This window comes from Halomonas sp. DP8Y7-3, from assembly GCF_019801675.1.
Taxonomy (GTDB): domain Bacteria; phylum Pseudomonadota; class Gammaproteobacteria; order Pseudomonadales; family Halomonadaceae; genus Halomonas; species Halomonas litopenaei_A.
Genome location: NZ_JAHVIO010000019.1, coordinates 126,046 through 145,991, shown reverse-complemented (window position 1 = coordinate 145,991; position 19,946 = coordinate 126,046). Strand labels below are relative to the sequence as shown.

The 19,946-nt window shown below is 60.8% G+C and carries 15 protein-coding genes; 8 read left to right on the top strand and 7 right to left on the bottom strand.

Annotation, left to right across the window (positions count from 1 at the left end):
• Window positions 1-21: 21 nt before the first annotated feature.
• Complete coding sequence (locus KUV86_RS18255) at window positions 22-2,742, bottom strand: nitrate/nitrite transporter (protein ID WP_222486056.1); 2,721 nt, start codon at window positions 2,740-2,742, stop codon at window positions 22-24.
• A 271-nt stretch (window positions 2,743-3,013) separates the two neighbouring features.
• Here KUV86_RS18255 and KUV86_RS18250 point away from each other — a divergent pair, with 271 nt between their 5' ends.
• Window positions 3,014-4,855, top strand: coding sequence for a histidine kinase (locus KUV86_RS18250; protein ID WP_222239177.1), 1,842 nt, complete (start codon window positions 3,014-3,016; stop codon window positions 4,853-4,855).
• 48 nt (window positions 4,856-4,903) lie between these two features.
• Window positions 4,904-5,548 carry a two-component system response regulator NarL gene (gene narL / locus KUV86_RS18245; RefSeq protein ID WP_206944726.1) on the top strand — a complete coding sequence of 215 codons (645 nt, stop codon included), beginning with the start codon at window positions 4,904-4,906 and terminating at the stop codon, window positions 5,546-5,548.
• A gap of 123 nt (window positions 5,549-5,671) precedes the next feature.
• Here narL and KUV86_RS18240 read toward each other — a convergent pair whose 3' ends face one another.
• The 3 genes from KUV86_RS18240 to phhA are packed head-to-tail and all read right to left on the bottom strand — an operon-like array spanning window position 5,672 to window position 8,136.
• Window positions 5,672-6,862 (bottom strand): aromatic amino acid transaminase, encoded by a 1,191-nt coding sequence (locus KUV86_RS18240; RefSeq protein ID WP_222163385.1) that lies wholly within the window; start codon window positions 6,860-6,862, stop codon window positions 5,672-5,674.
• Window positions 6,863-7,213, bottom strand: coding sequence for a 4a-hydroxytetrahydrobiopterin dehydratase (locus tag KUV86_RS18235; protein WP_206944708.1), 351 nt, complete (start codon window positions 7,211-7,213; stop codon window positions 6,863-6,865).
• Between the two features lie 44 nt (window positions 7,214-7,257).
• A complete protein-coding gene (phhA, locus tag KUV86_RS18230; protein WP_206944706.1) occupies window positions 7,258-8,136 on the bottom strand; it encodes a phenylalanine 4-monooxygenase in 879 nt (292 codons plus the stop codon).
• A gap of 320 nt (window positions 8,137-8,456) precedes the next feature.
• Between phhA and KUV86_RS18225 the strand changes: the two genes are divergently transcribed.
• Entirely contained in the window at window positions 8,457-10,013 is a 1,557-nt protein-coding gene (locus KUV86_RS18225) for a sigma-54-dependent transcriptional regulator (protein WP_222486054.1), read from the top strand.
• Window positions 10,014-10,023: 10 nt separating this feature from the next.
• On the opposite strand, the gene KUV86_RS18220 is transcribed toward KUV86_RS18225, so the two are convergent.
• The 3 genes from KUV86_RS18220 to KUV86_RS18210 all read right to left on the bottom strand — a co-directional run bounded on the left by KUV86_RS18220 (window position 10,024) and on the right by KUV86_RS18210 (window position 14,325).
• Window positions 10,024-12,006: an ATP-dependent DNA helicase RecQ gene (locus KUV86_RS18220; RefSeq protein ID WP_222486052.1), complete on the bottom strand. Its 1,983-nt coding sequence runs from the start codon at window positions 12,004-12,006 to the stop codon at window positions 10,024-10,026.
• A gap of 189 nt (window positions 12,007-12,195) precedes the next feature.
• Window positions 12,196-13,128, bottom strand: coding sequence for a GGDEF domain-containing protein (locus KUV86_RS18215; RefSeq protein ID WP_222486050.1), 933 nt, complete (start codon window positions 13,126-13,128; stop codon window positions 12,196-12,198).
• A gap of 309 nt (window positions 13,129-13,437) precedes the next feature.
• Complete coding sequence (locus KUV86_RS18210; RefSeq protein WP_222486048.1) at window positions 13,438-14,325, bottom strand: LysR family transcriptional regulator ArgP; 888 nt, start codon at window positions 14,323-14,325, stop codon at window positions 13,438-13,440.
• A gap of 227 nt (window positions 14,326-14,552) precedes the next feature.
• Between KUV86_RS18210 and KUV86_RS18205 the strand changes: the two genes are divergently transcribed.
• From KUV86_RS18205 to KUV86_RS18185, 5 genes are all read left to right on the top strand, one after another.
• Window positions 14,553-15,158 (top strand): LysE/ArgO family amino acid transporter, encoded by a 606-nt coding sequence (locus KUV86_RS18205; RefSeq protein WP_222486046.1) that lies wholly within the window; start codon window positions 14,553-14,555, stop codon window positions 15,156-15,158.
• Window positions 15,159-15,542: 384 nt separating this feature from the next.
• Window positions 15,543-16,631 carry a 4-hydroxyphenylpyruvate dioxygenase gene (gene hppD, locus KUV86_RS18200; RefSeq protein WP_222486044.1) on the top strand — a complete coding sequence of 363 codons (1,089 nt, stop codon included), beginning with the start codon at window positions 15,543-15,545 and terminating at the stop codon, window positions 16,629-16,631.
• Window positions 16,632-16,846: 215 nt separating this feature from the next.
• Complete coding sequence (locus KUV86_RS18195; RefSeq protein WP_222486042.1) at window positions 16,847-18,313, top strand: sodium-dependent transporter; 1,467 nt, start codon at window positions 16,847-16,849, stop codon at window positions 18,311-18,313.
• A 179-nt stretch (window positions 18,314-18,492) separates the two neighbouring features.
• Complete coding sequence (cobA, locus tag KUV86_RS18190; RefSeq protein ID WP_206944694.1) at window positions 18,493-19,332, top strand: uroporphyrinogen-III C-methyltransferase; 840 nt, start codon at window positions 18,493-18,495, stop codon at window positions 19,330-19,332.
• Window positions 19,333-19,510: 178 nt separating this feature from the next.
• A complete protein-coding gene (locus KUV86_RS18185) occupies window positions 19,511-19,825 on the top strand; it encodes a septal ring lytic transglycosylase RlpA family protein (RefSeq protein WP_224852091.1) in 315 nt (104 codons plus the stop codon).
• Window positions 19,826-19,946: the final 121 nt, after the last annotated feature.

Here is a 19,946-nt window from a genome sequence, read left to right as displayed (position 1 = left end):
CGTCAGTCCTGAATGTCAGTGCTATGCGTCCGAAGCCTCTTTGGGGTGGTCCTTGCTGCGGCCCTTGCAGGCAGGCCCGGCGTCCAGATTGAGTTCGATTTCTGCGCCCTTGCGGCTGTAGTAGAACCAGGTCAGGGCGGTACACAGCAGGTAGAAGACGATGAAGCCAAGCAGGGCGGCTTCCGGTCCGCCTGTCAGCGAAATCGAGGTGCCGAAGGACTTCGGGATCAGGAAGGCGCCGTAGGCGGCGATCGCCGACGTGAAGCCAATGGTGGCGGCCGATTCGCGCTCGGCGTGGACCAGCTGTTCGGCACTGGTCAGGTTGGGCATCAGACGCGGCACTTCCTTGCGGAAGATCGACGGAATCATCTGGAAGGTACTGGCATTGCCGACGCCAGTGGCAAAGAACAGCAGCATGAACGAGGCGAAGAAACCGTAGAACGCCATCGGCATGGTCTTGTTCATCAGGAAGAACAGCACGCCGATGACCCCGGCGATCATGGTCAGGAAGGTCCAGAAGGTGACCCGGGCGCCGCCGAAGCGATCGGCAAGACCGCCGGTCCAGGCACGGCTGAGGGCGCCGACAAACGGGCCGAGGAAGGCATACTGCAAGGCATCGATGGCCGGGAACTGGGTCTTCGTCAGCAGCGGGAAGCCGGCAGAGAAACCAATGAAGCTACCGAAGGTGCCGGTATAGAGAATGCACATCAGCCAGTTGTGCTTGCGCTGGAAGATGACCGACTGTTCCTTGAACGAGGACTTGGCGCTGGCGATGTCGTTCATGCCGAACCAGGCGGCAACGGTGGCGATAGCGATGAACGGCACCCACACGAAGCCGGCGTTCTGCAGCCACAGCATGCCGCTGTCTGACAGCGGTTGGCCGTCGCCGGTAAACATCACGAAGCTGCCGGTAGAAATCACCACGGGAACCAGGAACTGCATCACCGATACGCCAAGGTTGCCAAGACCGGCGTTCATGGCCAGTGCCTTGCCTTTTTCGCGCTTGGGATAGAAGAACGCGATGTTGGCCATGCTGGAGGCAAAGTTACCGCCACCGAAGCCACACAGCAGGGCAATGATCGCCATCACCAGGTAGGGGGTGTCAGGGTTCTGTACCGCAAACCCGATCCACAGTGCCGGCAGAATCAGTGAGGCCGTGGAGAAAGCGGTGAAGCGACGCCCGCCGAAGATCGGCACGGTAAAGCTGTAGAAGATGCGCAGCGTAGCGCCGGACAGTCCCGGCAGGGCGGCCAGCCAGAACAGCTGGTTCGGGCTGTAGTCAAAGCCCACCTGGGGCAGTTTGGCCACCACCATGGACCACACCATCCAGATGCTGAAGGCCAGCAGCAGACAGGGGATCGAGATCCATAGATTGCGACTGGCAATCTTGCGGCCGGTGGTCTGCCAGAAAGACTCGTCTTCCGGGCGCCAGTCCTGCAGCACGAATTTGCTGGGGGTAGAAAGCTCCGGCAGATCGGTGGATTCGCAGCGGTCGCGAGCCTCGATGCGTTCGGCTTTACGAATCGCGTGATGCATCCACAGCAGCGCCGCGGCGACCACGACGAACATCAGCATGAAGCAGCTCTGCCAGATGCCGATGACATCGTTGAGCATGCCGAAGGTCAGTGGCAGGAAGAAGCCGCCGAGTCCGCCGACCATGCCTACCGCGCCGCCCACCAGACCTACGCTCTTGGGATAGTAGACCGGGATGTGCTTGTACACGGCGGCCTTGCCCAGGGACATGAAGAAGCCCAGCACCATGGTCAGCAGGATAAAGCCGACCAGGGGCATGGCGAAGGTGAATTCGACCGGGCCACGCACTCCGTCGATGGTGTATTGGGTGGGCGGATAACTCAGCAGGAAGGTGCAGATGACCGAGGCCAGGAAGGTCCAGTACATCACCCGACGAGCGCCGTAGCGATCCGACATCCAGCCGCCGAGGATGCGGAACAGCGAGGCTGGGATAGTGTACAGCGCCGCGACGATACCCGCCGCTCCCAGGCTGAGTCCGTAGACCTCGATCAGGTAGTGGGGCAGCCACAGGGCGAGGGCCACAAAGCCGCCGAAGACGAAGAAGTAATACAGAGAAAAGCGCCACACGCGCAGATCGGCCAGCGGCGCAAATTGCTCGGATAGCGGCTGGCGCACGGCGTTGCGAGATCGACTGCTGGGGTCTTCCTTGGCCAGCACAATGAAGGCGACGCCCATGATGGCCATGACGGTGGCATAGACCAGCGCGGTGCTCTTCCAGCCCAGTGCCAGGAGCAGAAAAGGGGCGCCAAAATTGGTCACGGCAGCGCCCACGTTACCGGCACCAAAGATGCCCAGAGCGGTACCCTGACGTTCCTTCTCGAACCAGGCGGAGGTGTAGGCGACGCCGACGATGAAGGAACCGCCCGCAAGGCCGATACCCAGGGCGCCGACCAATAGCATCGAGTAACTGTTGGCAAAGGTCAGCAGATAGACGCAGGTGGCCGTGATCAGCATCAGCAGGCCGAACACCCAACGGCCACCGAAACGGTCAGTCAGTACGCCGAGGAATAGACGGCTAATGGAGCCGGTCAGCACCGGTGTGGCCATCAACAGGCCGAGTTGAGTGTCAGAAAGACCGAAGTCTTCCTTGATCTGAATGCCGAGAATCGAGAAGAGAGTCCAGACGGCGAAGCAGAGAGTGAAGGCCAGGGTGGCCAGACCTAGCGCTTGATTCTGCTGACGCCGCGGTACGGAGTCATGTTGAAGCATATGCTTTCCTCAGTAGGGGTGCCGGTTTGTCCCCTTAAACATTGCTACAATGTATCTGCAAGGCACTTGATTGTGATCAACAGAATGGGAGGGTATATCCAGCGTCGTTGATCTCTTACCTCCATGGGGGTATGCGGGTGTTTTTAAGAGATTCGTCACGTATTATCTGCCTCGAAACATAAATGAGACATTCTGATATTGGTTAGGTGATAACTCCCTTGATCTGGGTCAATAGAAGTGGGTGGTGGAAGACAAGACACGAGGGGCAGCCATGAACGGCGCCTTTTACCTGCGCCGCTCTCTGATGCTGCGCATGCTGGTCGCGATGGCCGCGATTGCCTGTCTGGCGCTGGTCAGCCTGCTGGGCTCGATCGTTATCGCCCAGAGCGCGGGTGGCTACGCCGATGCCATCAATCAGGCGGGGTCGCTGAGGATGCAGGCCTACCGATTGCTGTCGACCAGTGAATTGCTGCCTGCCGACCATCCCCGGCGCCGTTGGCAGCAGGAACAGATGGAAGCCACTCTTGCCAGCCCAGCCATTGTCAGTCTGATTCCTGGCGATGTGGATGACCCCCTGAGAGATGCCTATGACAGAGTGGTCGAATGCTGGCACGAAAACCTGCGACCCAATATCCATGCCTTTGACGGCGGCAATGCCTTTCGCCTCGATGACCAGGTGGCAGAGTTCGTCGATAAAGTGGATATTCTAGTTGGGAGTCTGCAAAAATATGCGGAGTCTAAGGTGGTCTTTCTGGAAGTTTTTCAGGGTGTGTCGCTGACCATTCTTGTTGTTTTTATGGTGATGGTGGTGTACAGAATTGTGTGTGGCGTCATGCCGCCTTTTAGAGATCTTATTCGGGTGGTAAATGGTGTAATGGTGGGTGACTTCTCCGGTAGAACGACCTACCGTGGGAATGACGAGCTTGGCCTCTTGTCGCGTACGATCAACAAGATGAATGCCAGTCTTTCGGAAATGTATGGGCAGCTCGAAAAGCGAGTGGCGGCCAAGACGCATGAGTTGAAGCGCAGTAATGATGCGCTGCGGATGCTTTACCTGACGGCGCGACGTTTGAATGGCGTGACGCCATTGACCCGTGAGGAGCTTGAAGACGTCCTGCGTCAATTGGAGGCGGTCACCGACGAGGGACCGTTCGAGCTGAGGCTCACTACCGGTGGGGCCGGCAAGGAAATGATTCGCCTTGTGCCTCGGCCCGCGGCCCATCATCAAGCCGAGACTGCGACAGCGCGATCGGAGTCGTGCAGTCGCATGACATCTTCTCCATCGCCAGGCAGCGGCAATGAGTATGCGGTGCGCGTGCGCGAGGCAGGGCGCGACTTCGGCGAACTGCGGGTCCAGCAGCCCCCTGGGCACATGTTGGCACAGTGGAAGATCGAGCTGGTCGAGACCGTGGCAGGGCTGATCGCAGCGGCCCTGTCATTGTCGGAAAAGTCCGATGAGCAGCGCAGGCTGGCGCTGATGGATGAGCGCGCCGTCATTGCCAGAGAGCTACACGATTCCCTGGCGCAATCATTGTCCTACCTGAAGATTCAGGTGACGCGATTGCAGATGCAGCTGGACCAGCAGCGCCACGAACAGGTCGCGCAAGTGGTGGCCGAGCTGAGGCATGGGCTGAACTCCTCCTATCGTCAGCTGCGAGAACTACTGAATACCTTCCGTCTGCGCATCCACGAGGCGGGCCTGGAGGCGGCGCTGGATGAGACGGTGCAGGAGTATTCCAAGCGGGGCGACTTCGAGCTGACCTTGAAAGGGCAATGGAGCGGGCTTGCGCTGACGCCCAACGAAGAAATTCATGTACTGCAGATCGTGCGCGAGGCGTTGTCCAACGTGGCGCGCCACGCCAGGGCCCGCCACTGTACGGTCAGTCTTGCCGCAGAAGAGACGGGTCATTATCAGCTGTCGATCAAGGACGATGGGGTCGGTATCGGTCCCCAATCAGATCCATCCATTTCCCATGGGATGGCCATCATGGAAGAGCGGGCGAGGAGCCTGAGTGGAAAGCTCTCGGTCAATGGCATCAAGCCATGTGGCACCGTGGTGACCGTCCGCTTTCTGCCGCGCCTGCTGGTACAGCTACCTGTCGCGGTCAGCTGAACGTGTCGTCCGGCATAGGTCGGACGCACTCACTCAGGAGATTTGGCAATGAGCATGCTTCGATTGATGATCGTGGACGATCACCCTCTCTTTCGGCGTGGCGTTCGCCAGCTGGTGGACATGGACCCGAGCCTGGTGGTGGTGGGCGAGGCCTCCGACGGTGCGGAAGCGGTGCGCAAGGCGATTGACCTTCAGCCCAATCTGATCCTGCTGGACCTCAACATGCATCCGATCGATGGGATTGAGGTGCTGAGGCGGATGCGCGACGCTCGGGTCAAGAGTCGTATCGTGATCCTGACCGTATCCGATGCCGACGATGATGTGGTGCGGGCGCTCAAGGAAGGTGCCGACGGCTACCTGCTCAAGGACATGGACCCGGAAGAGGTGCTGCGCTTGATTCGCGAGGCCGCGCAGGGGCAGGTGGTGCTGGGGCCGCAAATGGCGTCCTTGCTGGCCAGCGTGGTCAAGGGCGAGCTGCCGGCGGGGGGCGACGATGGCATGTCCTGCCTCACCGCGCGAGAGCGAGACATTCTGCGCACCCTGGCCCGGGGGCTGTCCAACAAGATGATCGCCCGTGAACTCGACATCGCCGAGGGCACCGTCAAGGTGCACGTCAAGCATCTGTTCAAGAAGCTTGACCTGCGCTCCCGAGTGGAAGCGGCGGTGTGGGCAACCAAGCATGGCCTGGGCTGAACGGCGCTACCGGCATTGCTGCGCTGACCTGCATACGACAACGCCCGGGCTGGACCCGGGCGTTATCTCTTTCTCCAATGACGCCTCACCGCTTAGCGGTAGTGGCGAGGCGTCAGTGGTGTCTCAGCTATTGACCGCGGCAACCGCCTTGGCCAGGTAAGGCAGGTTTTCCTGAGAGAAGCCCGCCACGTTGGCACGGCCGGAGCGCACCATATAAATGCCAAACTCATCGCGCAGGCGATCCACCTGTTCCGGTGACAGACCGGTGTAGGAGAACATGCCACGCTGCTCGGCAATGTGCGCGTATTTCTCGCTCAGCCCGTAAGGCTTCAGTGCTTCGACGAAGTCGCGACGCAGGGTGTTGATGCGGTCACGCATTTCCGTGAGTTCCTCACGCCAGACGCCGGCGAGCTCGGCCGAGTGCAGAATTTCGGCGACGATAGCTCCGCCGTGGGCGGGCGGGTTGGAATAGTTCTCGCGGGCGACAATGGCGATTTGCGAACGAACGTTTTCCATCTCTTCGTTGTTCTTCGCGACCACGATCAGCGCACCGGTACGCTCGTTGTAGATGCCGAAATTCTTCGAGCAGGAGCTGGTGATCAGCACATTGTCGAGGTTCTCGGCCAACAGTCGCACGGCGTAGGCGTCTTCATCCAGGCCTTCAGCGAAACCTTGATAGGCGAAGTCCACCAGCGGCAGCAGGTCACGCTCCTGCAGCACCTCAAGCACCTGTTGCCACTGCTCGTGGTTCAGGTCAAAGCCCGTCGGGTTGTGGCAGCAAGCGTGCAGGACCACCACGTCGCCCTGGGGAATCTGCTTCAGAGCCGCCAGCATGCCGTCGAAGTCGAGACGGTTGTCGGCATCCACGTAGGGGTACTTGTGCAGTGCGATACCGGCGGCGGTGAAGATGCCGTGGTGGTTTGGCCAGGTGGGATCGCTGACCCAGATGCCCTTGCCAGGCAGCTGGCTGGCAACGAAGTCGGCCGCCAGGCGCAGAGCGCCGGTGCCACCGGGAGACTGGGTGGCACTGGCACGCCCAGCTTCCAGCACCGGTGAGTCCTGGCCCAGCACCATGGGCAAGACCACGGCACCGTACTCGGGAGCACCGTGTGAGCCGATGTAGGTCTTGGTGGTCTCGTTGTTGAGCAGCAGGGCCTCGGCCTCCTTGACCGCACGCATCACCGGAGTGTTGCCCTTTGCATCGCGGTAGACGCCGACGCCAAGATCGACCTTCTGGGGATTGGTGTCCTTCTTGAAGGCCTCGATGAGCCCGAGGATGGCATCCCCGGGAACCCGCTCAATCTTCTCGAACATTTAACTTGCTACCTCGTCGGTTCTAGCCGCTAGGATGAAATCGTTCTTGTGCAGGCCCTTCATTTCGTGGGACCACCAGGTCACGGTGACCTTGCCCCACTCGGTCAACAGCGCCGGATGGTGACCAGCCTCTTCAGCGATCTCGCCGACTCTGTTGGTGAACGCCAGGGCCTGCTTGAAGTTGCGGAAGCGATAGCTCCGCTCCAGTTGCATGATGCCATCGCGCTCGACGATCTGCCACTCGGGCAGCTGTTTTTGCCAGCTGGCCATCTCGCTCTCGCTGGCATGAGGGGCGTCCCAGCGGCAGGCTTCGCAGGATTGTTGTGACAGGGACGATGGGTGTTCGCTCATGGGATAGCTCCAAATGCTAGTGGTAGGGCAGAAATTGCCGGTCGTCAGGCGCGGGGTGACCGCGCCTTGGGCGTGAACAGCGGGGCAAAGAGTCCTAGCGCCTTGGCCTGTTCCACCAGCGCCATCAGGTCCTGCTGGGCCAGTGTCTGGAGGTCGTCAAGACTGTCGAGAACATAGTAAAGCGGTTGCAGGATGTCGATGCGGTAGGGCGTACGCAGTGCATCGAGGGCATCGAAGCGACGCGTTACCGGTGCGTCGGAAAGCGCGTGGAGCGTCTCCCGTGGCGATGAAATGATGCCTCCCCCATAGATGCGTCGGCCCTCTGGCGTGTCCACCAGGCCGAATTCGACCGTCATCCAGTAGAGCCTGGCCAGATACACCCGATCCTTGGGCTCGGCTGCCAGGCCCAACCGCCCGTAGGTGGCGGTGAACTCAGCGAAGGCCGGATTGGTCAGCATGGGGCAGTGGCCAAAGATCTCGTGAAAGATATCCGGCTCCTTGAGATAGTCCAGCTCTTCCGGGGTGCGGATGAAGGTCGCGACGGGGAAGCGCCGGTTGGCCAACAGCTCAAAGAAGGTATCGAAGGGGATCAGCGCCGGGACTGCGGCGGTTCGCCATCCCGTGGCGTCGTCCAGCACCCGATCTATCGCATCGAGCTGCGGGATATGATCGGTGGGCAGGGCAAGGCGCTCCAGCCCCTCCAGGTACTGGTGGCAAACACGTCCTTCGATCAGCGCCAGTTGACGTTCCATCAAGGTCTGCCAGGTGCGGTGCTCCGTCTCGCTCCAGTGGATCTTGCCATCGTGGTCAGGAGTGTGAGCCTCGTAGGCCGTCGCTTTGCCAGAGACGGACGCATCCGCGGAGTGGTTCGAAGGAGAGTGAAGTGAGCCAACGAGAGGCGAGTGCGTAGACGGTGCGCTCATGGCGCCTCCAGATAATGGTGAGCGGAAAAGGCGGGTGTTGTCCTGCAACAGAGTGTCGGTCGAGTGCAGGCCATGTGCGAGGGGGTTGTGGTAGAGAAACCGGGTCGATCTGGTGACGAAGGGGAGGCGAGTGTAAGAAAAACGTGACAGCAGGGCCGCAAGGGCACTAGCCCATGGCCATAGCTCGACCAAAGAGGCAGGTCCCGTGTGCAATGACTTCGATAAGCTGTAAGGAAAACGTGACAATGGAGGTCGGACGCCGTGACAGCAAATTTCTGCCCGTGGATCTTCTGCCTATCGATAAGGAGCGCTAAGTCAGCATGCGCCTGAGAGTACATTGCCAGAACCGCATCGGTATCCTGCGTGACATCGTGTCCCTTCTTGCTGACTACGGCGCCAACGTGGCGCGTGGCGAAGTGGGTGGCGAGCGCGGCAATGCCATCTATCTCCACGTGCCATTGCTGCTTAACGCGCAATGGGTGACGTTGAAGCCTCGTCTGGAAGACGTGTCTGGCGTCTTTGGCGTGCGCAAGGTCAGCCTGATGCCGAGTGAGCGTCACCAGCTGGAGCTCGAGGCGCTGCTTTCATCGCTGACAGACCCGGTCATGTCCATCGACATGGAGGGGCATCTGGTCGCGGCCAACCGCGCGGCGAGTCAGCTGCTGGGGGTGCGGGTAGATGAAGTGCCAGGTCTGTCCCTGGATCGATATCTGCCGGACTGTGACTTGCCCGATGTGATTCGGCGTAACAATGCCAGGGTCAACGGACTCAGAGTCCGCCTGAAGAACGCCACCTTTCTTGCCGATATCGCTCCGCTGCACCGTGAGCATCATGACGATGTCGAGTCATTGGCGGGGGCGGTGGTGACACTGCATAGCGCTGATCGCATTGGCGAGCGGATCTACCAGATACAGCGCCAGGAAATGCGTGGTTTCGAGGCAATGTTCACCGCAAGTCCCCGGCTTGCGTCGCTGATTCATGAGGCTCGGCGAATGGCGCCGCTGGATGCCCCGCTGCTGATCTTCGGTGAAACAGGCACCGGCAAGGAGTTACTGGCGCGGGCGTGTCATCTGGCCAGCCCCCGTGGGCAGGCACCCTTCATGGCCTTGAACTGCGCAGGCCTGCCGGAGTCCATGGCCGAGACGGAGCTGTTTGGCTATGCACCGGGGGCCTTCGATGGCGCCAGGCCAGAGGGCAAGTTGGGCCTGCTGGAGTTGACCTCGGGCGGTACCATCTTCCTCGATGAAGTGGGAGAGATGAGTCCGCGCCTTCAGGCCAAGCTGCTGCGGTTCTTGCAGGACGGCGGCTTCCGTCGAGTCGGCGCTGACGAAGAGACCTACCTTGATGTGCGGGTGGTGTGCGCCACTCAGCAGGACCTGCTGTCGCTATGCGATCAGGGGCTGTTTCGCCAGGATCTCTACCATCGCCTGAACGTGCTGTCCTTGAACGTTCCGCCATTGCGAGACTGCCTGGACGGGATTCAGGCACTGGCAGAGCATTTCGTCGACCGCGCTGCCCGGCAGATTGGCTGCCCGTTGCCCGAGCTGTCCAGCGCCGCTGTCGCGCGAATGGCCGGCTATGAATGGCCGGGCAATGTGCGGCAGTTGGAAAACGTGCTGTTCCAGGCGGTATCGCTGTGTGAAAGCGGTCGCATCGAGCCGGAGCACCTGCGCTTGCCTGAGGGGCCGGCCTCTGGCGATCTGGCCGGCATCGAGCTGGACGGCACCCTCGACGATATTCTGGCCGACGTGGAGCGTCGGGTGCTGGCCGCGCTGTATCCGCTGCATCCCTCCAGCCGGCAGTTAGCACGACGGCTGGGCGTCTCCCACACCACCATTGCCAACAAGCTGAAGCGTTACGGGCTGGGGGGCACCTGAGCAGGGCGTGTCAGGATCCGATGACCTGGATCACGGCGGCACGCACCTGGGGGTAGTGAACCTGTTCGTGACTTGCAAAGCCGGCGAGTTTACGCGCCTTTGCCTGGCTTAGCGCAGGACTGACGATGCCACACAGAAAACGTGTGGCCAGGTCAGCGTCCAGCTTTCTGGGCGGTTTCGTTGCGCTCAGCGCGTCACTGAGCTCCGTCAACCAGCCATGCAAGGTTTGCTCATCGGCAGGCAGCGTCGTCGAGACGGCGCTCAGGCTCGCCCGCTCTCCGCGGCAGGCCGAGCAATGTCCGCACGCCCGTGGCGCGTCGCTATCTCCGAACCAGTCCGCAAGACCGGCGCTGATGCAGGTGGTGGATTCGAACAGCGCCAGCATGGCCTCCAGGCGCTGAAGCTCCATGTCGGCACGGGCAACGAACTGCTGATGGAGTTCGCTGGCCAGATGCTGGGAGTCCACGTCGGACAGGACGCTATACACCTCAGTGATCTGCTTGCTCTCGAGACGAATCCACTGTTGCTGGTCGAGATAGTCCAGTGCCTTCAGCACTCTCGCCCGGGAGGTATCCAGGCCTCGCGCCTGGCCAAGCTGGTACAGGCGTTCAAAGTCCAGGCGATACCAGCTGCGCCCCTTGTCGGACGCCTCGATGATGGCGGACAGGAAAGCCCCTCTTTCTCCAGGGAAGCGAGCGTGAAGCGCTTCCTGCTCAATCTCGAGGCGAAAACGGTACTCGGCAAAATAGCTGTGGCTGGCGCGGATGATGCCCATCAGCTCTAGCTTGACCAATAGCGTCTTCAGCGGCAGTTCGCGAATATCCGTCTGCCGCGATAATGCATTGAGCGATAGCTCCCAGGCACCCGGCGCCGCCGCCAGATCATCCAGTACCGCCTGGATGCCTGCCCGGGGTGGTACATCGCCATGGACGAAGTTCTCGAGCACAGGGAGGCTCTCTCGCCCGGCGAGCATCAGGCACTCGGCGCGGGCACCGTCGCGGCCTGCTCGACCAATTTCCTGACTGTAGTTTTCAATGGATTTGGGCAGGTCGAAGTGCACGACGCAGCGAATGTCTGACTTGTCGATGCCCATACCGAAGGCAATCGTGGCAACGATGATCGGTAACTGGCCTGACATGAACGCCGCTTGAAGCTGGGCACGGGTGTCTGCGTCCAGGCCCGCGTGGTAGGCCGCCGCTTCCAGGCCGGCGGCCTTGAGATAGGCAGCGAGCCGCTGTGCACTTTGCTGTAGCGTGACATAGATGACGGTGCTGCCATGTTCCCCATGGGCCTGTTCGCGCTGGGCGATCAGCCAGCGGGCAAGATATCGGGGCCGTTCATCGGCGGGCACGGGAGCGATGGTGAGGTCGAGGTTCGCGCGATAAAAGCCCGTGGTGATCACGTCTTCACGGGCAATGGAAAACGCGGCCCGCATGTCGTCAATCACCTTGGGCGTGGCGGTAGCGGTCAGCAGCAGCACCTGAGGGATGCCGAATTCATGACGGTAGTGCGGCAGCTTCTGGTAGTCGGGTCTGAAGTTGTGTCCCCATTCCGACAGGCAGTGCGCTTCATCAATGACCAGTAACGATACCCGTACGTCCTGCAAGAAGTGGCGAAAGCGCTCATTCTTCAAACGCTCGACCGATACCATCAGCACACGCAGGTGGCCCGATCGAGCCGCCGACATGACCTGCTGCGTTTGCTCTGGCGATTGACTGGAGTCGATGCTGGCGGCAGCGATACCGCGCTGTTGCAAGGACGCGAGCTGGTCTTGCATCAGCGCCAGTAGCGGCGACACGACCAGCGTCAGATGAGGAAGGTGCAGGGCGGGTAACTGATAGCACAGTGACTTGCCGGAGCCGGTAGGGAAAATGGCGGCAGCGCTGCGACCCGCGATAAGGGCGTTGATCGTCTCGCGCTGGCCGGGACGAAACTCACGATATCCAAAGACCGATGCCAAGGTGTCATCGATGCGGGGAGAGGCAGAAGGCAATATGGGTAGTCTCTAATATGTGGCCTTGTCACCCAGCGGACAGGGAGGGGTGACGCGGCGGTATTCGCAGGGTGACAGGCTACCGTGTTGTGGGCCGGGGATGAAGTACAGGTTGGCAGCCGGCCCACAGCGGTGACACCGTGGGAACACGCTGGGTGACACTCGCTAGCGTACAGAAAGGGCCGAGGGTTAATCGCTACGCTGTGGGCTCCAGCGCTGGATGACCCGGTTTCGCCCCTGCTGTTTCGCCTCTACCAGATTGGCGTGCACCTGCTGCATCAGTTGCGCGCCGGTGACTCCTCGCTGATAGTCACTGACCCCTACGCTGACCGTTACCTTGTGCCGGCCGATACCGAAGTCATGGCGTGAGATGTTCTCGCGCAGGCGCTCCGCCAGCTCGCGCCCCCGGCCGGCGGGGGTCATGGGCAGCAGCAGGGCGAATTCATCGCTGCCCATGCGTGCCAGATAGTCCTCCTGGCGCAGCTGGCTGGAGGCCAGCGCGGCGATCTGGCAGAGCACGCGATCGCCAAGCCCTCGCCCCCAGGTGTCATTGATCAGGGCGAAATGGTCCAGGTCGACGAACAGCAGGGATAGCGGCACGCCGTGGCGGTTGGACATGGACGCTGCCTTGTCCAGTTGGCTGACTAGCGAGCGACGATTGGCCAGTCCTGTCAGCTCATCGGTACCAGAGAGGTAGCGCAGGCGCTGCTCTTCCGCGACCTGATCTTCGATGTCGATGAGCAGCCCATGCCACAGAATGCTGTCGTCACAGCGCTCCGGCAGGGCCTCCAGGGAATACCAGTGGGGGTTGAGTTCGCCCACGGGCAGGCGCAGCCGAGTGGACACGGGAGACAGCCAATGGGCGGAATGCTCGATGGCGCGGATGAATTCCCCGTAGGCTTCTCCCAGCAGGTCGCCGAGCCGCTGGCGCACGTCATTTGCAGTGGTCAGGGGAGCGAGCCGTCGGGTCATCGGGTCGTCGCCGGTCAAGGCAGGAAGCTGCAGACGACCCCTGGCGTCACGTTGAAGAGTGAAGAGCACGCCGGGTACGCGCTGTAGGCAAGCAAGACGCTGCGCATCGGCATGCGTCTTGGTCGCGGAAGTGTTAGCGCAGTCATCCATGGTCAGGCAGTCCTTGGCCGCAGGAAGAGTGATCAACCCGAGGTATCGGGCTTAACTCACCATCTTAAGGGCTAGCCGAAAGGGGTATATCAGCCTTAAGGGCTAAGAAAAAACGACGTTTTTCTGCTTTTACAGGTATGCAGTATCTGGATGCTGCGGGCGCCTGTGACAAATGTGTATGTAATACATTGTGTTACAGGAACTTCTTGCGCCGATGACGCGCGCTCTAAAAAGGCTCGCCAGCGCCATGTCGGCTGTGCTGTTGCAGTAGTCACTAGGCACGTTCTCGTGCTCCGTCCTTCCTAAGGCTTAGGTAAGAGGAATGAGGTGATGGGCTGCAGCCTGTGCCAATTGATGTCCCAGGCGTTCAAGTGGATCGCCACCGTGGCGCCAGAAATGCCAGAACAGCGGCACATCGAGATACCAGCCGTCGACCACGTCGACCAGCGTTCCCTCGGCCAGCTCTCGCCGGGCTTGAATGTCCGGCACCAGACCAAAGCCCAGACCCGCCTTGGCCAGTCCTATGAATCCCTCGACGCTGGCACAGCGATGGTGAGGGAAGGGCCCGGTGACGCCCTGGGCATCCAGAAAACGGTGCTGAAGCTGATCGTTGGGGCCAAAGATGATGGCCGGGCAGTGCTGCAACGCCTCTGCGGTAGCGCCTTGAGGACAATGGCGCGCAAGAAAGTCGGGACTCGCCAGCGCTCGGTAGCGCATGGCACCGAGTGAAATGACGCGTGCTCCTTGTACAGGGGTGTCGCTGGCGCATAGACAGGCGGCGACTTCCCCCTTGCGCATGCGCTCAAGCCCCACGTCCTGGTCTTCAATGACCAAATCGAGGGTGATGGCCTGATGCTTGAGATAGTCGCCCACCGCCTGGGGCCACCAGGTCGCCAGGCTATCGGCGTTGATGGCGATGCGCAGCTGTCGATAGCCGACGGTCAGTGAGGGGGCCTCCTCGATAAGCTCGGCCTCAAGTAGGCGAACCTGCTGGACGTGGTTGAGCAGTCGCCGGCCCAGCCCGGTGGGGGTAGGGAGCGTGCCGCGGATCAGTACGGGCTGTCCCAGGCGTGCTTCCAATAGCTTGACGCGCTGTGACACGGCGGACTGTGTCAGTCCCAGCGCTCGGGCGGCGCGTTCAAAACCCTGATGCTCGAGTACCGCGGCGAGGGCATTCAATAACTTGTAATCGAGCATGGGTCGCCCTGGAAGTGACGCTGCCTCATTAGAATTTCTAATGAGGCAGTCGGATAAGTTGTTTCTCTAATTCTAGCGCACTCCTTACTCTTGTCTACCTGGGTGGCTTGCACCCGGACCTGTTATGGCTTTCGTTGCCCGGCATGCCGGCCTTGTCGCGCCCCGCCTTGCTTGACGTGGCGATGGATGTGATCAGCGGTGTTGCCCTTGATAAAGGAGTTTTCGGCATGTGGTTGTCAGTGTTGCAAGGCGTGGTAACTGGCGCAGGCTTGATCATCGCGATTGGCGCGCAGAACGCCTTTGTCCTGGCCAAGGGGCTTCGGCGCCAGCACATCTGGTGGGTTGCTGGCATCTGCGCCCTGTGCGATGCGCTATTGATCGGTCTGGGGGTTCTCGGGCTCGGCGCACTGATTGCCCAAAGCGAGGGAGCGATGTGGCTGGCGCGTATTGGAGGTGCAGGGTTCCTGGTCTGGCAGGCGTGGCTGGCCTTCAAGCGCGTCATGCATCCGCGAGGGCTGGAAGCCAGCAGGGACGCCAGCACCACGTTAGGCAGTGTGATTGTGGCCACCTTGGCAGTGACGCTGCTGAATCCCCAGGTGTATCTCGACACCCTGGTGATGCTGGGAGCCATCGGCTCACTGCAGGACAGCCCGTTGGGCTTCTACATGGGGGCGACCATGGCATCGTTCACCTGGTTTTTCGGATTGGTAGCACTGGCCCGTGCGCTGGCGCCTCGGTTGACCAGTCCACGCGCCTGGCAATGGGTCGATGGCGCTATCGCGGCGGTGATGCTGTTGGTGGCGTGGCAGATCCTCACCCTGCATCCCGCCTAGGGCTTGTACGAAAAGTGCCTGCCCTTGGTGATACGGCGTTAAAAATCGGCTCAAAATGCTCATTTACACCTCGTAAACTGCGCTTTCTCACCGATTTTTGCCTTGTCTCACCTTCGCTCGTCGACTTTTCGGACAAAGCCCAGTGCCAGGTCGTCAACTGTCAGCGTTTCATGACGGCCTGTCACGCTAGCGTTACGCAGGGCCTGTGCAAGGTCGAGGGCTGTCAGGCCAGCGCTACACCCCGCGGCTCTTCAGGGGAGCCTGGGCAGCCACACAGCTGGCAGCCCGCCGCTCGGAGGCATGTGGCTCGGAGGAGGGGGCGCCTAGGATAGATGCATGGGTTCGGCTCTTACGGACACCACCATGACACTATCGGAGGCACACATGACCGCAGTAGCTCCCATCGACATACATAACCCTATCGGCACCCATGGTTTCGAGTTCGTTGAGTACAGTGCTCCCGACGCGGAAGGAATAGCGGCCTTGCGTGAGCTGTTCGAGGCGATGGGATTCACGGAGACCCGGCGCCACCGCAGCAAAGGCGTCAGTCTGTTCCAGCAAGAGGGCGTCAATTTTGTACTGAACGCGGAACCTGACAGCCATGCGGCGCGCTTCGCCCAGCAGCATGGGCCCGGTGCCTGCGCCATGGCATGGAAGGTCGCTGATGCTCGACAGGCGCTGGATTACGCGGTGGAACAAGGCGCGCGTCCCGTCGATGTCCCGGTGGGGCCAGGGGAAGTGGGTATTCCTGCCGTGGAGGGAATCGGAGGTTCGCTGCTCTACTTTGTCGACGAGCGAACCGATGAGCACAATAGAACCATCTACGACATTGACTTCGACGCCATCGAGGGGCGCTCAGCCAACGACAATAGCGTCGGTCTGCGCTACCTCGACCATCTGACTCACAATGTGGAGCGGGGGCAGATGGATCCGTGGGCAGATTTCTATACCCGGATCGCCAACTTTCGGGAGAATCGATACTTCGATATCGAGGGCAAGAAGACCGGATTGCATTCCCGGGCCATGACAGCGCCCTGCGGCAAGATGCACATTCCGATCAATGAATCAGCCGACGATAACTCACAGATCGCCGAGTTCATTCGCGAGTACAAGGGTGAGGGCATTCAACACCTGGCGATGACGACAGACGATATCTACGCCACGGTGCGAGCCCTCAGGGCCAACGGTATTCGCTTCCTCTCCACGCCGGATACTTACTACGAAAAGGTCGATGTGCGCGTGCCCAATCACGAAGAGCAGGTAGAGGACCTGCGCGAACTGAGCCTGTTGATCGATGGCGGGCCTGATCAGGGCGTGCTGTTGCAGATATTCACCGAGACAGTGATTGGCCCGATTTTCTTCGAGATCATTCAGCGCAAGGGCAACGACGGCTTCGGTGAGGGCAACTTCAAGGCGCTGTTTGAATCCATCGAGGAAGACCAGATCCGCCGAGGTGTGCTCGACGCCGATTGAGCACAAGGCAGGAGCGTTATCGTCGAGGCTGGTGTGGCGTCAACCGGGATAGACTGCGTTGGCAGCCAGCCGCGACGATGACGGGCCTGCCCAAGCGCGACAAAATCCGTCACAATGGCGCGCTGGCCTCCACCCTGATTCGGCCACAGGCTGACGTGGAGGACGCCACCGCCATGGTGGGCAAACAATAGTGCGCAAGCGATCTCTGGTGATTCATGACAACCAACGAACCCTCTCGTACTCAGTGGCTTGGCCGCTGGGGCTTCGTTCTGGCCGCTACCGGCTCTGCCGTCGGTCTGGGCAATATCTGGAAGTTCCCCTACATGACCGGAGAGTATGGCGGAGGGGCCTTTGTACTGGTCTACCTGGCCTGCATCTTGTGCGTCGGCGTGCCCATCATGATGACCGAGATTGCGCTCGGTCGTCGTGGTCGAGGTAGTCCCATCGATGCCATTCGGCGCGTTGTCACCGAGTCGGGCCGCAGCTCTGGCTGGTCGTTGCTGGGTTGGATGGCGATGCTCTGTGGCTTCATGATCCTGTCGTTTTACGTGGTCGTCGCGGGCTGGTCCTTTGCCTATTTGTGGAAGATGGTCTCCGGTGGCCTGGCCGGGTCCAGCGTCGACGATATGGCGGCGATTTTTGGTGCCAATAACGCCAATCCTTTCACTCTTGGCGCCTGGAGTACGTTGGTGACGGTCGCCACGATGGTGATTGTGGGCAAGGGCGTTCAGCAAGGCATCGAAAGAAGCGTGGGTTGGATGATGCCGGGGATGGTGGTCATGCTGCTGGTCATGATCATTTACGGCATGTTCTCCGGAGGTTTCGGTCAGGCCGTCAATTTCCTGTTTGCCTTCAATGCCTCCAGTCTGTCCAGCGAGGGCATGCTGGCGGCCATGGGCCATGCCTTTTTCACCCTGTCCCTGGCCTCCGGTGCCATTCTGACCTATGGCAGCTACCTGCCGCGTCGCGCCTCCATCGGCCGCACCACCCTGACGGTGGCGATTGCCGACACGCTGGTGGCGTTGATGGCTGGCCTGGCGATCTTTCCCGTCATCTTCGCCAATGGCATGGAGCCCAACAGCGGTCCGGGGCTGATCTTCATGAGCCTGCCGCTGGCCTTTCAGGCGATGCCACTCGGCACGCTCTTCGGCATCCTGTTCTTCATCATGCTGTCCATGGCCGCCCTGACATCGTCCATCTCCATGGTCGAGGCAACCGTGTCATGGCTTGCCGATAACAAGGGGGTCAGCCGTAAGGCTGCCGCCTGGGGGACCGGCATTGTGCTATGGGTGATCAGTACCTTGGCGATGCTCTCTTTCAACGTTGGCGCCGACTGGACGCTGGCAGGCAAGCACTTCTTTGACTGGCTTGACTACCTGACATCGCGACTGATGATGCCGCTGGGTGGTCTTGGCATGGCGCTGCTGGCTGGCTTCGTACTCAAGAGTCAGGCGGTGAAGGACGAGTTGAATCTGCCGGCCGGCATCTACGCGCTGTGGCTGTTCATGGTGCGTTACGTGAGCCCGCTGGCCATCCTGGTGATCTTTGTGGATGCGCTAGGTCTGGTGGCCGTGGACTTCGGTGCCCACTGGCTGTGGCTGGTACTGATTCTGCTGGTCCTGACCCTGGCTGGAGAGTGGGCGAGCCCGCGACTGCGTCGCAGCATGCAGGCCAGCGACTAGATCAACGCTCACACGTCGCAGCCATTTGCGGCATGAGCACAAGACGCCGTGACGTGTCAGTCGTCGCGGCGTCTTTCGTTTTAAAGGGGGTAAGGGAATAAGAACTGGATGATTGATTCCATTATGGCATAATGGCGCCTTGTCGCCGTCCGTATGTCCTGACGTTGGAGTCGCATCCCATGAGTCACAATCCCTTGCCGAATCGAAGCCCGTTCCCGGCAGGCAGCGTCAGTCTGGTAGGGGCTGGGCCCGGCGATCCCGAATTATTGACGCTGCGAGCATGGCGGCGGATCGGCGAGGCCGAGGTCGTCTTGCATGATCGTCTGGTGAGTCCGGAGATCCTCGAGCTGGTGCCGGAGACGGCTGAGCGCTACTACGTCGGCAAAGCGCGCTCGGATCACAGTCTGCCCCAGGAAGACATCAATCTGGCGCTGGTCAAGTGGGCCCGTGAGGGCAAGCGCGTGGTCAGGCTGAAGGGGGGCGATCCCTTTATCTTCGGGCGAGGCGGTGAGGAGCTTGAAACGCTGGTGGAGGCTGGGGTGACGGTGGAAGTGGTGCCCGGCATCACGGCGGCCTCCGGATGCAGCGCCTACGCAGGCATCCCGCTGACCCATCGTGACCATGCTCAGTCGGTGCGGTTTATCACCGGGCATCTCAAGGAGGGCGGCTGCGAGCTGGATTGGCGGGCCCTCGCCAGCCCCGGGCAGACGCTGGTGTTCTACATGGGACTGGGCAGTCTTGAGCATATCAGCCATGGGCTTGGGGCAGCAGGACTGGCGTCTGACACGCCGGTAGCGCTGGTAGAGCAGGGCACTACCCAACGTCAGCGCGTCCATCTGACCTGTCTGGGTGATTTGCCGACATTGAATGATCGGGATATTATTCGTCCGCCCACCTTGATTATTGTTGGTAGCGTTGTGTCGCTGCACAAACAATTAGCCTGGTTCGATAATGCGCAAGCGGGGAGTAGTGGGTGGATGCATGGCAAGCATCCGTCGCCCCGGGAACGCTCGGATTGAGCGCGCGCCTTTGCTGGAGATGTCGCACCAGGCAACGAACCCCGCGCATCGCGGGCTAGCTGAGGTCAAGATGATGTTCTCCCATTTGCGTAAACGTCGACGCTTTGCGCGATCGACCCAGGCCGCCTGGGCGGCCGCTATCCTGCTGTCGATAACGTCACTGACCAGTGACCCGGCGATGGCCAGGGATGACGGCGATGTCGCCTCCCAGCGTGGCCAAGCGTCGTTCTACAGTGATCGGTTCCAGGGACGTCGCACGGCCAGTGGCGACACCTTCGACCAGCAAGCTCTTACCGCGGCCCATCGAAGCCTGCCTTTTGGTACCAAGGTATTGGTGACTCGACGGGATACGGGACAGAGTGTGGAAGTGGAGATCAATGATCGCGGCCCCTTCGTCAAGGGACGTGTGATAGATCTCTCCAAGCAGGCAGCACGCCAGCTTGGCATGTTGAAACGCGGTACCGCGCCGGTCCTTTTGACCTACCTTCCCTGAGTGGTAACAGGGCGCTTTGGCCAGCAACGCCACAGCATCTCCCAGGGGTCACAAGCGCCGGCACGTCGTTGAAGTCGCTAAGTCGTCAAATGAGAAGGCCCGCCTGTTGGATATGTGTTCA

Coding starts and splice junctions, on each gene's coding strand:
- KUV86_RS18240 (WP_222163385.1), bottom strand. CDS start 6,862: ATGTTCGAGAAGATTGAGCGGGTTCCCGGGGATGCCATCCTCGGGCTC.
- narL (WP_206944726.1), top strand. CDS start 4,904: ATGAGCATGCTTCGATTGATGATCGTGGACGATCACCCTCTCTTTCGG.
- KUV86_RS18225 (WP_222486054.1), top strand. CDS start 8,457: ATGCGCCTGAGAGTACATTGCCAGAACCGCATCGGTATCCTGCGTGAC.
- KUV86_RS18185 (WP_224852091.1), top strand. CDS start 19,511: ATGGCCAGGGATGACGGCGATGTCGCCTCCCAGCGTGGCCAAGCGTCG.
- KUV86_RS18215 (WP_222486050.1), bottom strand. CDS start 13,128: ATGGATGACTGCGCTAACACTTCCGCGACCAAGACGCATGCCGATGCG.
- KUV86_RS18210 (WP_222486048.1), bottom strand. CDS start 14,325: ATGCTCGATTACAAGTTATTGAATGCCCTCGCCGCGGTACTCGAGCAT.
- KUV86_RS18255 (WP_222486056.1), bottom strand. CDS start 2,742: ATGCTTCAACATGACTCCGTACCGCGGCGTCAGCAGAATCAAGCGCTA.
- hppD (WP_222486044.1), top strand. CDS start 15,543: ATGACCGCAGTAGCTCCCATCGACATACATAACCCTATCGGCACCCAT.
- KUV86_RS18205 (WP_222486046.1), top strand. CDS start 14,553: ATGTGGTTGTCAGTGTTGCAAGGCGTGGTAACTGGCGCAGGCTTGATC.
- KUV86_RS18250 (WP_222239177.1), top strand. CDS start 3,014: ATGAACGGCGCCTTTTACCTGCGCCGCTCTCTGATGCTGCGCATGCTG.
- cobA (WP_206944694.1), top strand. CDS start 18,493: ATGAGTCACAATCCCTTGCCGAATCGAAGCCCGTTCCCGGCAGGCAGC.
- phhA (WP_206944706.1), bottom strand. CDS start 8,136: ATGAGCGCACCGTCTACGCACTCGCCTCTCGTTGGCTCACTTCACTCT.
- KUV86_RS18235 (WP_206944708.1), bottom strand. CDS start 7,213: ATGAGCGAACACCCATCGTCCCTGTCACAACAATCCTGCGAAGCCTGC.
- KUV86_RS18195 (WP_222486042.1), top strand. CDS start 16,847: ATGACAACCAACGAACCCTCTCGTACTCAGTGGCTTGGCCGCTGGGGC.